14 protein-coding genes are annotated in these 12,610 nt (G+C 61.8%); 11 read left to right on the top strand and 3 right to left on the bottom strand.

What is annotated here, in order from left to right; all coding sequences use genetic code 11:
* Positions 1-85 precede the first annotated feature (85 nt).
* The 7 genes from VZC39_RS15830 to VZC39_RS15800 all read left to right on the top strand — a co-directional run bounded on the left by VZC39_RS15830 (position 86) and on the right by VZC39_RS15800 (position 8,534).
* Entirely contained in the window at positions 86-910 is an 825-nt protein-coding gene (locus VZC39_RS15830; protein ID WP_434663789.1) for an ABC transporter ATP-binding protein, read from the top strand.
* Between the two features lie 154 nt (positions 911-1,064).
* A complete protein-coding gene (nirB, locus tag VZC39_RS15825; protein WP_434668490.1) occupies positions 1,065-3,599 on the top strand; it encodes a nitrite reductase large subunit NirB in 2,535 nt (844 codons plus the stop codon).
* 46 nt (positions 3,600-3,645) lie between these two features.
* On the top strand, positions 3,646-4,005 hold the full coding sequence (nirD, locus tag VZC39_RS15820) for a nitrite reductase small subunit NirD (RefSeq protein ID WP_434663787.1): 360 nt from the start codon (positions 3,646-3,648) through the stop codon (positions 4,003-4,005).
* A 146-nt stretch (positions 4,006-4,151) separates the two neighbouring features.
* Positions 4,152-5,243, top strand: coding sequence for a PfkB family carbohydrate kinase (locus VZC39_RS15815; RefSeq protein WP_349919297.1), 1,092 nt, complete (start codon positions 4,152-4,154; stop codon positions 5,241-5,243).
* Positions 5,237-6,145, top strand: coding sequence for a pseudouridine-5'-phosphate glycosidase (locus VZC39_RS15810; protein ID WP_434663785.1), 909 nt, complete (start codon positions 5,237-5,239; stop codon positions 6,143-6,145). Before VZC39_RS15815 ends, VZC39_RS15810 begins: the two co-directional genes overlap by 7 nt.
* A gap of 417 nt (positions 6,146-6,562) precedes the next feature.
* Complete coding sequence (locus tag VZC39_RS15805; protein ID WP_434663783.1) at positions 6,563-7,540, top strand: cytochrome-c peroxidase; 978 nt, start codon at positions 6,563-6,565, stop codon at positions 7,538-7,540.
* Between the two features lie 244 nt (positions 7,541-7,784).
* Positions 7,785-8,534: a DNA/RNA non-specific endonuclease gene (locus tag VZC39_RS15800; RefSeq protein ID WP_434663781.1), complete on the top strand. Its 750-nt coding sequence runs from the start codon at positions 7,785-7,787 to the stop codon at positions 8,532-8,534.
* 50 nt (positions 8,535-8,584) lie between these two features.
* Here the strand turns inward: VZC39_RS15800 and VZC39_RS15795 are convergent, their stop codons facing one another.
* Genes VZC39_RS15795 through VZC39_RS15785 form a run of 3 tightly spaced genes read right to left on the bottom strand, consistent with a single transcriptional unit; the run spans position 8,585 to position 10,333 of the window.
* Positions 8,585-8,794, bottom strand: coding sequence for a hypothetical protein (locus VZC39_RS15795; protein WP_349919291.1), 210 nt, complete (start codon positions 8,792-8,794; stop codon positions 8,585-8,587).
* Between the two features lie 39 nt (positions 8,795-8,833).
* The gene (locus VZC39_RS15790; protein WP_434663779.1) at positions 8,834-9,916 is read right to left on the bottom strand and encodes a methyltransferase; all 1,083 of its coding nucleotides are present in this window, start codon (positions 9,914-9,916) and stop codon (positions 8,834-8,836) included.
* An 18-nt stretch (positions 9,917-9,934) separates the two neighbouring features.
* Positions 9,935-10,333 carry a hypothetical protein gene (locus tag VZC39_RS15785; RefSeq protein WP_349919288.1) on the bottom strand — a complete coding sequence of 133 codons (399 nt, stop codon included), beginning with the start codon at positions 10,331-10,333 and terminating at the stop codon, positions 9,935-9,937.
* A gap of 260 nt (positions 10,334-10,593) precedes the next feature.
* Between VZC39_RS15785 and VZC39_RS15780 the strand changes: the two genes are divergently transcribed.
* From VZC39_RS15780 to VZC39_RS15765, 4 genes are read left to right on the top strand one after another with little or no spacing between them, the layout of a single operon-like run.
* Positions 10,594-11,316 (top strand): beta-ketoacyl synthase chain length factor, encoded by a 723-nt coding sequence (locus VZC39_RS15780; protein WP_434663776.1) that lies wholly within the window; start codon positions 10,594-10,596, stop codon positions 11,314-11,316.
* Positions 11,301-12,059, top strand: coding sequence for a lysophospholipid acyltransferase family protein (locus tag VZC39_RS15775; protein ID WP_434663774.1), 759 nt, complete (start codon positions 11,301-11,303; stop codon positions 12,057-12,059). The genes VZC39_RS15780 and VZC39_RS15775 overlap by 16 nt, the downstream gene beginning before the upstream one ends.
* A 17-nt stretch (positions 12,060-12,076) precedes the next feature.
* Positions 12,077-12,331 (top strand): phosphopantetheine-binding protein, encoded by a 255-nt coding sequence (locus VZC39_RS15770; protein WP_349919282.1) that lies wholly within the window; start codon positions 12,077-12,079, stop codon positions 12,329-12,331.
* A 24-nt stretch (positions 12,332-12,355) separates the two neighbouring features.
* Positions 12,356-12,604: an acyl carrier protein gene (locus tag VZC39_RS15765; RefSeq protein ID WP_349919280.1), complete on the top strand. Its 249-nt coding sequence runs from the start codon at positions 12,356-12,358 to the stop codon at positions 12,602-12,604.
* Positions 12,605-12,610: the final 6 nt, after the last annotated feature.

Genomic DNA, 12,610 nt, shown 5'->3' with positions numbered 1-12,610 from the left:
TCACCCCCGCGGCATCGCAACGCGATGCCGGTAGAGGGTGAGGTGGCGTTGGAACGGGACACACATTCAGGCAGGAGAAGTGCCAATGAAGAGTTATCTGCAAATTAGCGATGTGGGCATGTGGTTCGACACCGACAAGGGGCGCTTCGATGCCCTCAGCCGGGTCAACCTGCGTATCGAGCGGGGGGAGTTTGTCTCCCTCATCGGCCACTCGGGCTGCGGCAAGAGTACGGTGCTCAACCTGGTGGCCGGGCTCCTGGAGCCGACCACGGGGGGCATCATTCTGGACGGGCGCGAAGTGGTGGGGCCGGGGCCGGAGCGGGCCATGGTATTCCAGAACCATGCCCTGCTGCCCTGGCTCAGCGTGCAGCAGAACGTGGCGCTGGCCGCCAGTCAGGTGGAGCCGGATAAACGGGCCGTGGCGGACAGGGTCGACTACTACCTCTCCCTGGTGCAGATGGATCACGCCAGCCACAAGATGCCCCACGAATTGTCCGGGGGGATGAAGCAGCGGGTCGGCATCGCCCGCGCCCTGTCGCTCTCCCCCAAGGTATTGCTGATGGACGAGCCGTTCGGTGCCCTCGATGCCCTGACCCGGGCCCATCTGCAGGACGCGCTCATGGTCATCCAGGCGGAGCTCAACAACACCGTCATCATGATCACCCATGACGTGGACGAGGCGGTGTTGCTGTCGGATCGCATCGTCATGATGACCAATGGCCCGGCCGCCACCGTCGGAGAGATCCTGGCGGTGGATCTGCCAAGGCCCAGGGACAGGGTCGCCCTGGCGGATGACGCGCATTACCACAGACTGCGCCAGCAGGTGCTGCGCTTCCTCTACGAGAAGCAGCGCAAGGTGACGCCCCTCAAGGCCGTCGATCAGCCAGTGCGCGGCAAGCAGCGTGCCTGAGCCCCTATCGGATTCAAGGAAGAGAGAGATGGATAACAAACAGAGCATGTCGGTGGGCAATGATCCGGATCTGAGGGGCGGCGACGTTTCCGGATCCCCCGAGACGATTGGCAAGCAAAAGTCGCTGGTGACTGGTAATGGCATGAATGATGAGATGGATCATCACTTCGTAACATCGCCCGAGAAGGTTGAAAAACAGCGGTTGCTGGTGATTGGCAATGGCATGGTTGGCCATCATTTCGTCGAGCAGCTGGTGGCGGCCGGTGGACTGAAGCAGTTTGACGTGATTGTGCTCGGCGCCGAGCCGGATCCCGCCTATGACAGGGTGCACCTGTCGGAGGTATTCGGTGGCAAGGCGCCCGAGGCGCTGCGCATGGCCGATCCCGTCTGGTATGAAGAGCAGGGCATCGCGCTGCGGCTGGGGGCCGAGGTGGAGGTGCTGGACAGGGATGCCCGCATTCTCACTCTCGCCAGCGGCGAGCGATTGGGCTACGACCGTCTGGTGCTGGCGACCGGCTCCGTCCCCTTCGTACCGCCCATCCCCGGCCATGGGCGGGAGGGGTGTTTCGTCTACCGCACCCTGGGCGATCTTGCTGCCATCCGGGATGCCTGCGCCGGGGCCAGGAGCGGCGTGGTCATCGGGGGCGGCCTGCTCGGGCTGGAGGCGGCCAATGCCTTGCGCCTGCTCGGCCTCGATACCCAGGTGGTGGAGTTCGCCCCGCGCCTGATGCCGGTACAGCTCGACGAGAGCGGCGGCGCCGTGCTGCGGGACAAGATCCGGGCCCTCGGGGTCGAGGTGCTGGTGGAGAAGGCCACCGAGTGCATTGAAGACGGGGAGCAGGCTCGCCATCGCCTCTGCTTCAAGGATGGATCTCATCTGGAGACCGACGTGCTGCTCTTCTCCGCCGGCATTCGTCCCGCCGACAGCCTGGCTCGCCAGGCCGGGCTGAGCATTGGCGAGCGTGGCGGTATCTGCATCGATGACGGCTGCCACAGCTCGGATCCTGCCATCCTGGCCATCGGCGAGTGCGCGCTCTGGCAGGGGCGCATCTTCGGGCTGGTGGCCCCGGGCTACCAGATGGCGCGCGCCGCCGTGGCCAGCCTGTGCGGTGGCGAGACCCGCTTCGCGGGGGCCGACATGTCCACCAAGCTCAAGTTGATGGGGGTGGACGTAGGCTCCATCGGCGATGCCCACGCCAGCACCCCAGGCGCCCAGGAGCTGCTGCTGCTGGACAGGGTCAACGGCATCTACAAGAAGCTGGTGACCGATGGGGAAGGGGAGAAACTGCTCGGTGCCATCCTGGTGGGGGAGGGGGCGGACTATGAGCGGCTGCTGCAGTACTACCAGAATGGCATGGCGCTGCCCCAGCCACCCCTCTCCCTGCTGGTGGGGGAGAGTGGCGGTACGCCGGCCCCCATGGTGCTGCCGGACAGCGCCATCCTCTGCTCCTGCCACAACGTCAGCAAGGGGGCCGTGGTGGCGGCGGTCAAGGCGGGCAATCACGAGTTGAGCGCAGTGAAGAGCTGCACCAAGGCGGGCACGGGCTGCGGCGGTTGCAGCAACCTGCTCAAGCAGGTGGTGGAGCAGACTCTGGCCGAAATCGGGGTCGAGGCGGACAAGGGATTGTGCGAACACTTTGCCCACAGCCGCCAGGAGCTCTACCACCTGGCCCGGGTCGGCGAGCTGAAGAGCTTCGAGGCGCTGCGCGACAAACACGGCCAGGGGCTGGGGTGCGACATCTGCCGGCCGACAGTGGCCTCCATTCTGGCGTCGCTGTGGAACGAGCACGTGCTGGAGAAGCCCCATCGCGCCTTGCAAGATACCAATGATGCCTTCCTCGCCAACCTGCAAAAGGATGGTACCTACTCGGTGGTGCCGCGCATCCCGGGGGGAGAGATCACCCCCCAGGGGCTCATCACCATCGGCGAGGTGGCACGCAAGTACGGCCTCTATACCAAGATCACCGGTGGCCAGCGCATCGATCTGTTCGGTGCCCGGGTCGATCAGTTACCTGCCATCTGGGGCGAGCTGGTGGCGGCGGGGTTTGAGACCGGTCAGGCCTACGGCAAGTCGGTGCGTACCGTGAAGTCCTGTGTGGGGTCGACCTGGTGCCGCTATGGGGTGCAGGACTCCATGACCCTGACCCAGACCCTGGAGAATCGTTACAAGGGGCTGCGGGCTCCCCACAAGCTGAAGTTCGCCGTCTCCGGCTGCACCCGGGAGTGTGCCGAGGCTCAGAGCAAGGACATCGGCGTCATCGCCACCGAACGGGGCTGGAACCTCTATGTGTGCGGCAATGGCGGCATGCGGCCCCGCCACGCCGACCTCTTCGCCACCGATCTCGACGAGCCGACCCTGATCCGCTACATCGACCGGCTGCTGATGTTCTATGTGCGCACCGGTGATCGCCTGCAACGCACCTCGGTCTGGATGGAGGGAATGGAAGGGGGGCTCGACTACCTGAAGTCGGTCATCATCGAGGACAAACTCGGCATCGGGGCCGAATTGGAGGCGATGATGACGGAGATCGTCGGCAGCTGGCAGTGCGAGTGGAAGAGCACCCTGGCGGATCCGGACAAGCTGAAGCTGTTCGAGGCCTTCGTCAACCGGCCCGAGGACGAGACCCCTCCTCGCAGGCAGGAGCGGGGGCAGTGGGTGCCGGACATCGGCATCAAGGAGGTGATATGAGCCAAGAGCCCGGATTCGAATCCGTCATCCACAGGGAGGAGAGGCGATGAATGCATTCAAGGAAAACATGCTGTCTTGCGAGCACGGTGAATGGTTGCGGGTGTGCGCCCTCTCGGCCCTGCCGGTGCAGGCGGGGCGCAGCGCCTGGTTGAAGGGGCGGGCGTTGGCCCTGTTCCGGCTCGGGGAGCGAGTCTATGCGCTGGATGCCGTGGATCCCCGGGCCGGGGTGGCGGTGCTGGGCCGCGGGTTGGTGGGAGATTGCGGCGGTGAGCCCGTGGTTGCCTCCCCTCTCTACAAACAGCGCTACGCCCTGGTCGATGGTCGCTGTCTGGATGATCCCGCCCTGAGCGTGACGACCTGGCCCGTGATGCTGGCCGATGAGGCGGTATGGGTACTGCTCGATTAACCAGAACCAAATGAAAATCTTTTTTCGATCGCCGGGCCCATGCCCGGCGATTTTCTGTGGCGCAGGCGACATTTTTTGCACAAAACCCTGGCAGGAAAACCTTTGCGGAGAATAATAGACAAACGTTTGCAATTGGATGTTTGTCTATGACGGAGCGTGAACAAGAGATCCTCGCCCTGCTGCGCCAGGATCCCATGATTGCCCAGCAGGATCTGGCGGACAGGCTCGGCATCAGCCGCTCGGCGCTGGCGAGTCATATCTCCAGCCTGATGCGCCAGGGCTATGTGCAGGGGCGCGGCTATGTGCTGCGCGAGGGACCCTACGCCGTGGTGATCGGCGGAGCCAACATGGATATCTGCGGCAGCAGCCACGACAACTTGCGCATCGGGGATTCCAACCCGGGTCGGGTGAGTACCTCCGCCGGCGGGGTGGGACGCAACATCGCCGAGAACCTGGCGCGGCTTGGCACCGATACCCGCCTGCTGACCGCGGTGGGCAACGATCAGTACGGCCACCACCTGCTGGAGGTGAGCCAGCGCGCCGGTGTCGACGTGCGCCAGGTGCTGGTGCTGGAGGGTCAGTCGACCTCCTGCTACCTCAGCCTGCACGATGGCAGCGGCGAGATGAGCTGCGCCGTCAACGACATGGGGATCATCGACGAGCTGACACCCGCAAGACTGGCCCCCCTCGGCGGCTTCCTGGGAGCAGCCCGGCTCTGGGTGCTCGACACCAACCTTGCGACTCACACCCTGGACTGGCTGTTCGAGCGTCAGGGGGAGCACATCATCTTCGTCGACACCGTCTCCGTGGCCAAGGTGGAGAAGATCCGCCCCTGGCTGCATCGCATCCACACCCTCAAACCCAACCGCAGCGAGGCCGAACAGCTGTGCGGTTTCACCATCGCCGGGCCCGACACCTGGCCCATGGCGGCGGCCTGGTTCCACCGCGCCGGGGTGCAGCGACTGTTCCTGAGTCTGGGTGATCAGGGGATCTTCTATAGCGACGGGGAGAGTCAGGGCCATCTGCCCGTGCTCGGCAGCCCCGTCGTCAACGTGACCGGCGGTGGCGATGCCTTCATGGCAGGGCTGGCCCACGCCTGGTTGCAGGAGCAGACCATGGCTGAAACGACTCGCTTCGCCCTCGGTTGCGCCGCCCTCACCGTCAATTGTCCCGATACCGTCTTTTCCGGCCTCTCCAAGGCCGCCGTTGAACGCTTGCTGGAGGAGTACCCATGTTGAACGCTTACCTCGATATCCAACCTGAAGTCGCCGCCGCCCTGGCCGCTGGCAAACCCGTAGTGGCCCTGGAGTCCACCATCATCTCCCATGGCATGCCCTATCCGCAGAACGTGGAGACGGCGCGCCAGGTGGAGCAGGTGGTGCGCGACAACGGCGCCGTGCCGGCCACCATCGCCATCCTGCATGGCCGCCTCAAGGTGGGTCTGGATGAGGGGGCGCTGGAGGCGCTGGGCAAGGCAGGCCATGCCGTGACCAAGTGCAGCCGCCGCGACATTCCTTTCGTGCTGGCGAGCAAGGGGATGGGGGCGACCACGGTGGCGTCCACCATGATCATCGCCGCCATGGCCGGCATTCGTGTCTTCGCCACCGGTGGCATCGGCGGCGTCCACCGCGGCGCCCAGGAGACCTTCGACATCTCCGCTGACTTGCAGGAATTTGCCCAGACCCCGGTGGCCGTGGTGTGCGCCGGTGCCAAGTCCATCCTCGACATCGGTCTGACCCTGGAGTATCTGGAGACCCAGGGGGTGCCGGTCATCGGCTATCAAACCGAGGAGTTGCCCGCCTTCTACACCCGCGAGAGCGGCTTCAAGGTGGATTACCGTCTCGATACCCCGGCGGCCATTGCCGAGGCCCTGCGCCTCAAGTGGGAGCTGGGGCTGGCTGGTGGCGCCGTGGTGACCAATCCCATCCCGGCCCAGTTTGCCATGCCCAAGGCCGACATCGATGCCGCCATCGCACAAGCCCTGCGTGAGGCGGATGAACAGGGGGTCAAGGGCAAGGAGTCCACTCCCTTCCTGCTGGCCAGGGTGTGTGAGCTGACCGGCGGCAACTCCCTGGCTTCCAACATCCAGCTGGTGCTGAACAACGCCGCTCTGGGGGCGCGCATCGCCGCCAGCCTGTGATAGGTGCCAACGTCAGATAACGAGAGGGGGCCACAGGCCCCTTTTTCATGAATACAGGGAAGAGGCGCCCGGCAGGGGGGAAATAGATCGTCAATATCATCGATCGTTATTTAACGGTGTATGTTAAATGCATGAAATAATGACGAGAGATGATCTGCATATTTAATAATCGCTTTATTCAATGACCTCAATCTAATCAATTGGCTGTTATTTCGGCAGCGGCTGTTGATAATCGATGCATCAGAATTCAGTCAAATTTTCTTCGAAAGACCCCGCCCTCATTCCGTCCAAAAAACACAAAGTCATTGTTTTTAATGTGGTTTTAGTGTTTTTCCCTTGATCTTGAACAAATAACACTCAGTCCTACTCCTGCAGGCTGGGAATGCGATGACTCGCAAACTCAAGGGAGAGAGAATAATGAATAAATATAATTTGCTGCTGGTGTTGGCACTGCCCGTGACGGGGTGGGCGAGCGAACCGGTGCAACCGGTGGAAGCGGTCAAGGTGGGTGATCCGGCCAAGGTCGAATTGGGCAAGATGTTGTTCTTCGAGCCGAGGCTCTCCAGATCCAACGCCATCTCGTGCAACTCCTGCCACAACCTGGCGACGGGGGGAGTGGACAATCAGGTCAGCTCCCTCGGTCACAAGTGGAAGGAGGGGCCGATCAACTCGCCGACCGTGCTCAACTCCAGCCTCAATTTCGTGCAGTTCTGGGACGGCCGTGCCAAGGATCTGAAGGAGCAGGCGGCGGGCCCCATCGCCAACCCGCTGGAGATGGCCTTCACCCACAAGCTGGCGGTGGAGACCCTCCACACCCTGCCCGAGTATCGTGACCGTTTCGATGCCGTCTACGGCAAGGCGCAGTTCGGCATCGATGAGGTGACCGACGCCATCGCCGCCTTCGAGGAGACCCTGGTCACCCCCAATGCCCCCTTCGATCGCTGGCTCAAGGGAGATGGCAAGGCGTTGACGGCGCAGCAGCTGACGGGCTACCAGTTGTTCAAGGACAAGGGCTGTACCGCCTGTCACAACGGCGTTGCCATCGGCGGCAACTCCTATCAGAAGATGGGGCTGGTCAAACACTACCAGACCAGCAACCCGGCCCAGGGGCGCGGGGCGGTGACCGGTGAGAAGCAGTTCATCGGCTGGTTCAAGGTGCCCACCCTGCGCAACATAGAACTGACCTACCCCTACTTCCACGACGGCGCAGTCTGGGATCTGAAGGAAGCGGTGCAGATCATGGCGGATATCCAGCTCGGCCAGCGGCTGAGCGAGCAGGAGGCCGAGGACATGACGGCCTTCCTCAAGAGCCTGACCGGTGAGCAGCCCCAGATAGTGCTGCCCATGTTGCCGCCGTCCCAACCCGATACCCCGAGGCCGCAAGTCAAGAGCTGACCATTCGGCGCACAGGGAAGCGGAGCAAGTCTCCGCTTCTTCTCCTGCCTATCTGCTTGATTGCAGAGATAAAGTACCCTCTCCACCACAATGACGGGCCGATGACAATCCCCCAGCTGTCCGCCGCTTTTTGGTCAAATTGCCGCCCCCTTCACATTTACGAGATGCTCGTAAAATAGCCGATTGCCTGACTCATCAGACCTGGTGTCAAATCACTCCGCCTAACACAAGGAGTGGCATAATAATGAATAATATTAATAAGTTAGTCCTGGCTATCGGATTTTCTCTCAGCGCTTTCCCGACCCTGGCGGCGGGATTCCAATGCAAGGATCACGTGACCCTGGGGGTTCCGGGTCAATCCAGTCAGCTGCTCTGCCGGGAAGGTTATGCGGCGGGCTACAACTACGACACCAAGGTGTCTGACTGGGTCTCTTACCGGATGACGGCGGCCAGCGCCCAGGGGCAGGTGCCGCGCAAGGATGCCTTCGCCGAGGACAAGGAGGTGCCGGTGCAGTTCCGCGCCACCCTGGCGGACTACAAGGGCTCCGGTTACGACAGGGGACATCAGGCACCGGCAGCCGACATGCGCACCAGCGCGACCACCATGAAGCAGAGTTTCCTGCTGACCAACATGACGCCGCAATTGCCGGCGCTCAATCAGGGAGCCTGGCGCATCCTCGAGGAGAAGACCCGCCAGTGGGCCATCACCTATGAGAATGTCCAGGTGATCACCGGCCCCATCTTCACCAACTCGGACGCCTCCATCGGCAACGGTGTGACCGTGCCCCATGCCTACTATCGGGTGGTGATGGACGTGGCCAATCAGGAGGCCATCGCCTTCATTCTGCCGCAGCAGAATATCCCGTCCAGCAAGCTGGCAGACTACATAGTGACTGTGGATGCGGTGGAAGCGCAGACGGGACTCGATTTTTTCGCCAGTCTGCCGGATGAACAGGAAGAGGCCATGGAATCCCAGCTGATGGCGATGTGGTGAACAGGGGAAGGAAACCACAGATAGCACAACAGGGGCCGAGGCCCCTGTTGTCATTTACTGATCTCGTCACCCACTTTATTGACGGTATCCCTGGTGCCATGGCCAATCTCCCGGGTCACATCCCGGGTGGTATGGCCAATCTCGCGGGTCACGTCCCGGGTGGTGTGTCCCACCGTCCGGCCCGCTTCCTTGATGTGGGTGCAAGCCGAGCTACCCAGCACCAGAGCCAGTGTCAGCAGAACCTTGCCGTTACGCATCATGGGCCGCTCCTTTTGCATGCCATCCATGTGGATGGGCCATTATGGCCGTTCGGGCAAAGGTTGGGCAACCAGCAGGGTATGGCCAGGACCCGGGATCTCGTGCTCGGCCTCTACATGGAAACCGGCCTGACGCAGGCACTGATACATCTGCTTGGAGTGATAGAAGCGGCTGTTGCCATTGGCGATGGCGGTGAAGTAGAGGGAGGTGGCGTTGAGACTGAAGCTCGCCGCCTCGAAGCTCTGCCGGTCCCAGAACAGCTCCAGGATGCAGACTCTGGCCCCCGGTTTCATGTGCCGACGAATGCGCTTGAGGATGGCGACGATCTGCTCGTGACTGAAACAGTCTAGGAACTGGCTCATCCACCAGATGTCCGCTTCCCCCGGCAGATGGCCGTCGGCTTCCAGCATGTTGACCCCGTGACCACGAACTCGCTCCGTCAGTTTGGCTGCGTCAATTCTGGGCTGTGCCAGGGCGATTTGCTCGGGCAGATCCAGGATGGTGACTTGCAGCGCGGGATCCCGGGTCGCACAGGATATGGCCCATTTGCCGGTGTTGCCACCCACATCATATAGGCTGCGAGGCTCATAACTCAGCACATGATCCTGCGCCTGCTGGAAAGCCCAGTCGGAGTAGAAGTGATCGAAGGCGAACCAGCTGGCGCGGGCGGGCTCCGGCAGCTTGTCCAGGTGAGGGTAGATGGTCTCCCAGTCCGGGTTGAAGACCTTGAGCCCCTCCGGCTTGCCCTCGCGAATGGCATCGAGCAGGTGAGCCAGCGGCTGGTAACAGACGTGCTGGGTAAAATCCATGTTGACCCGGGTCATGGGGTCGTTTTGCAGATAGGCGCCAACCTTGCCGAGTACATAGCGCTCCCCGGCCAGATGGCAGACGCCGCCACCGAGTCCCATGTCCAGCAGCACCGACACCGCGTACTCGCTGAGCTCGCAATGTTGGGCTATCTCGGCCGTGGTGGCGCCGCTCTTGCCCCGGCTCTCCAGGTAGGCGAGCACGCCGGTCTCACGCAGACACCAGCTTGCCTGGAACAACATGGGGGCGAAGGCGATACGCTGGGCCTGACTGATGGCCTCCAGGGCGTTATATGGCTCGCTCTGATAGTGTTTCAATGACGGCTCCGTCTCTGATCAATGGGTGCTGGTATTGGTGCGAGCCAGTTCAATCTGGATGGCCTGATTCAACCCGAGGATCCAGCGATTATAGCTGCGATGGATGGCGCCTTTGCCGTCGTCATCCAGATTCACACTGCTGACATAATTGATGGAATAATCATGGGTGCTATATGGAATATTGATCACGGCCTGATGTTGGCGCACATTCAGTTGACCACGAATAAGCCCTGGCTGCTCTTTCTTCATGACCCAGCCCTTGCTGATACCGCCGTTGACGATGGCATTGGCAACTTGCTCCTCGCTGAGATTGAACGTTACCTGATTGGCAGGAAGATTTTGTATTGGTTTGCTGGTGGAGCAGGCGGCAAGCAGGAGTGCACCGAGAACCAGGCCCGATTTTGTGATCAAATTCATTATTATTTCCCCGATATATTTTTATGAAACAGCGCAATGAGACACCATTGCTTGGTTATTTTCAATAGAATATGAGTTGTCCTCACCAGAGCGATGTTTGGCTGTCTATTATTTCTGATAAATAATGATATGATGTCGCAATAAATAATAACCCCGATGGGTTGGTTATTAATTGATCGCGTTTTGCTCATTCCTGTATTGAGAAAAACAATTATTATTCTTGTCACCCCTCGCACCGCAAAGGATTGAACGCCGCCATCATGCTCTCATTCTCACTCCTTGATGCGCAGGCGCTCTCCCCTGGACTGGAGCACGCCACTGGCTGGCAACAGTGGGCCACGCAGGCAGAGTGGCCCGCGGCGCCGCAATCCGTGCCAGCGACCCCCCTGATCCCCATGATGATGGCGCGCCGCCTCAGCATCGGCGCCCGGCTCGCGGTGCAACTGGGTCTGGACATGCTGGCCCGCCACCCCGTCGACAGCGCCATCTTCGTCAGCCGCCACGGTGAGCTGGCACGCTCCATGACGCTGTTGCAGGGGTTGGCCGCCGCCAAACCGCTCTCTCCCACGGATTTTTCCATGTCGGTGCACAACACGGCGGCCGGGCTCTGCTCCATTCAGGGCAAGGCGGCGCTGCCCATCAGCTCCATCTCTGCCGGAGAAGGGAGCCTGATGGCGGGGCTGGCCGAGGCCGCCGCCAACCTCCATGCGGGGTATCGGCGGGTGTTGCTGGTGCTGTTCGAAGGGGAGATCCCGCAGTTTCATCAATCCTGGCTCCCCCAGACCCCGCCCTACGGGGTGGCGCTGCTGCTGGGCCCGGCGCAGGAGGCTGCCGGCGAGCGCTGGGACTGCGAAGGACAGTGCGACGCCAGTCAGCCCCCCGCGCTGGCCCAACCCCTGGCATTCTGGCGCGCGCATCTGCTGGGACAGCAGACATGCGTGCTCGGTGACGGACGCAGGGAGTGGTCATGGCGGCGGGGCTGAACCGGCTCTGGCGGCTGCTTGGCACCGCGCTTGGCTTCACCCTGTTTGGGCTGGGGGGGCTGCTGCTCAGCCTCTGCTGGTTTCCGCTGCTGGCGCTCTGCCTGCGGGGAGAGCGGCGTCGGATCCTGGCACAGGCCAGCATCAAGCAGAGTTTTCGGTTGTTCATGGCCCTGCTCAAGGGGCTGGGGGTGCTGGATTATCGCGTCATCGGCATGCCGAGGGATCTGCGCAGTGCCCTCATCGTCGCCAATCACCCCAGCCTGCTCGACTATGTGATCCTGGCGGCCGAACTGCCGGTGTGCGACTGCATCGTCAAGCGAGCTTTGTGGCATAATATTTTTCTCGGTGGCGTGGTGCGTGCCGCCGACTACATTCCCAACGGGGAGGCGGAACAGCTGCTACCGCGTTGCATCGAACGGGTGCGTCGGGGTGGTCTATTGCTGATCTTTCCGGAAGGCACCCGCACCACGCCGGGGGAGCCTATCCGCCTGCAGCGAGGTGCCGCCCAGCTTGCCTTGCGTGGTCAGGTGACTCTGCAGCCCGTACGCATTCATTGCAGCGAGCGCTTTCTCACCAAGCAGGACAAATGGTTCCAGACCCCGAAACGCAAGCCTGTTTTCACGCTGGAGTTCTTGCCGCAGATAGAGACCCGTGAAGGGGTCGCTGACGCGCAGCACAGCGGCCTGGCCGCCCGCCAGTTAACCCGGTTACTTACCCGGGTCCTGCAACCCGGGACCCCATGACAGCCTATGGAAGAGCAATGCAAGATCTGCAACAAGAGATAAAACAACTCATCATCGACAGCCTCAACCTGGAAGGGCTGACCCCGGACGATATCGATGCCCAGGCGCCGCTGTTTGGTGACGGTCTGGGGCTGGACTCCATCGATGCGCTGGAGCTGGGGCTGGCCATCAAGGGACGCTATGGCATCGTCCTCTCCGCCGATGACGAGAATACCCGTCGTCACTTCGCCAGCGTCGAGGCCCTGGTGGCCCTGATCCAGTCCCAGGCTTGAGCCACCTTCTTTGGAGATATCCCGATGAACAGAGACGAGATTTTTGCCAAGGTGAAGGCAACCCTGGTGGAGTTGTTTGAAGTGGATGAAGCGGCCGTCACGCCAGAGGCTCAGCTCTATCAGGATCTGGAACTCGACAGCATCGACGCCATCGATCTGGTGGTTCACCTGCAAAAACTGACCGGCAAGAAGATCAAGCCCGAAGAGTTCAAGTCGGTGCGCAGCGTCGCCGATGTGGTCGAGGCGGTCGAACGCCTGATGAACCCTGCCTGATAGCTT

The sequence above is a fragment of the Aeromonas sp. NJAU223 genome (genome assembly GCF_051125555.1).
Lineage (GTDB): Bacteria > Pseudomonadota > Gammaproteobacteria > Enterobacterales > Aeromonadaceae > Aeromonas > Aeromonas veronii_G.
The sequence above is the reverse complement of the archived record's forward strand: the minus strand, read 5'-3'. Positions and strand labels throughout refer to the sequence as shown.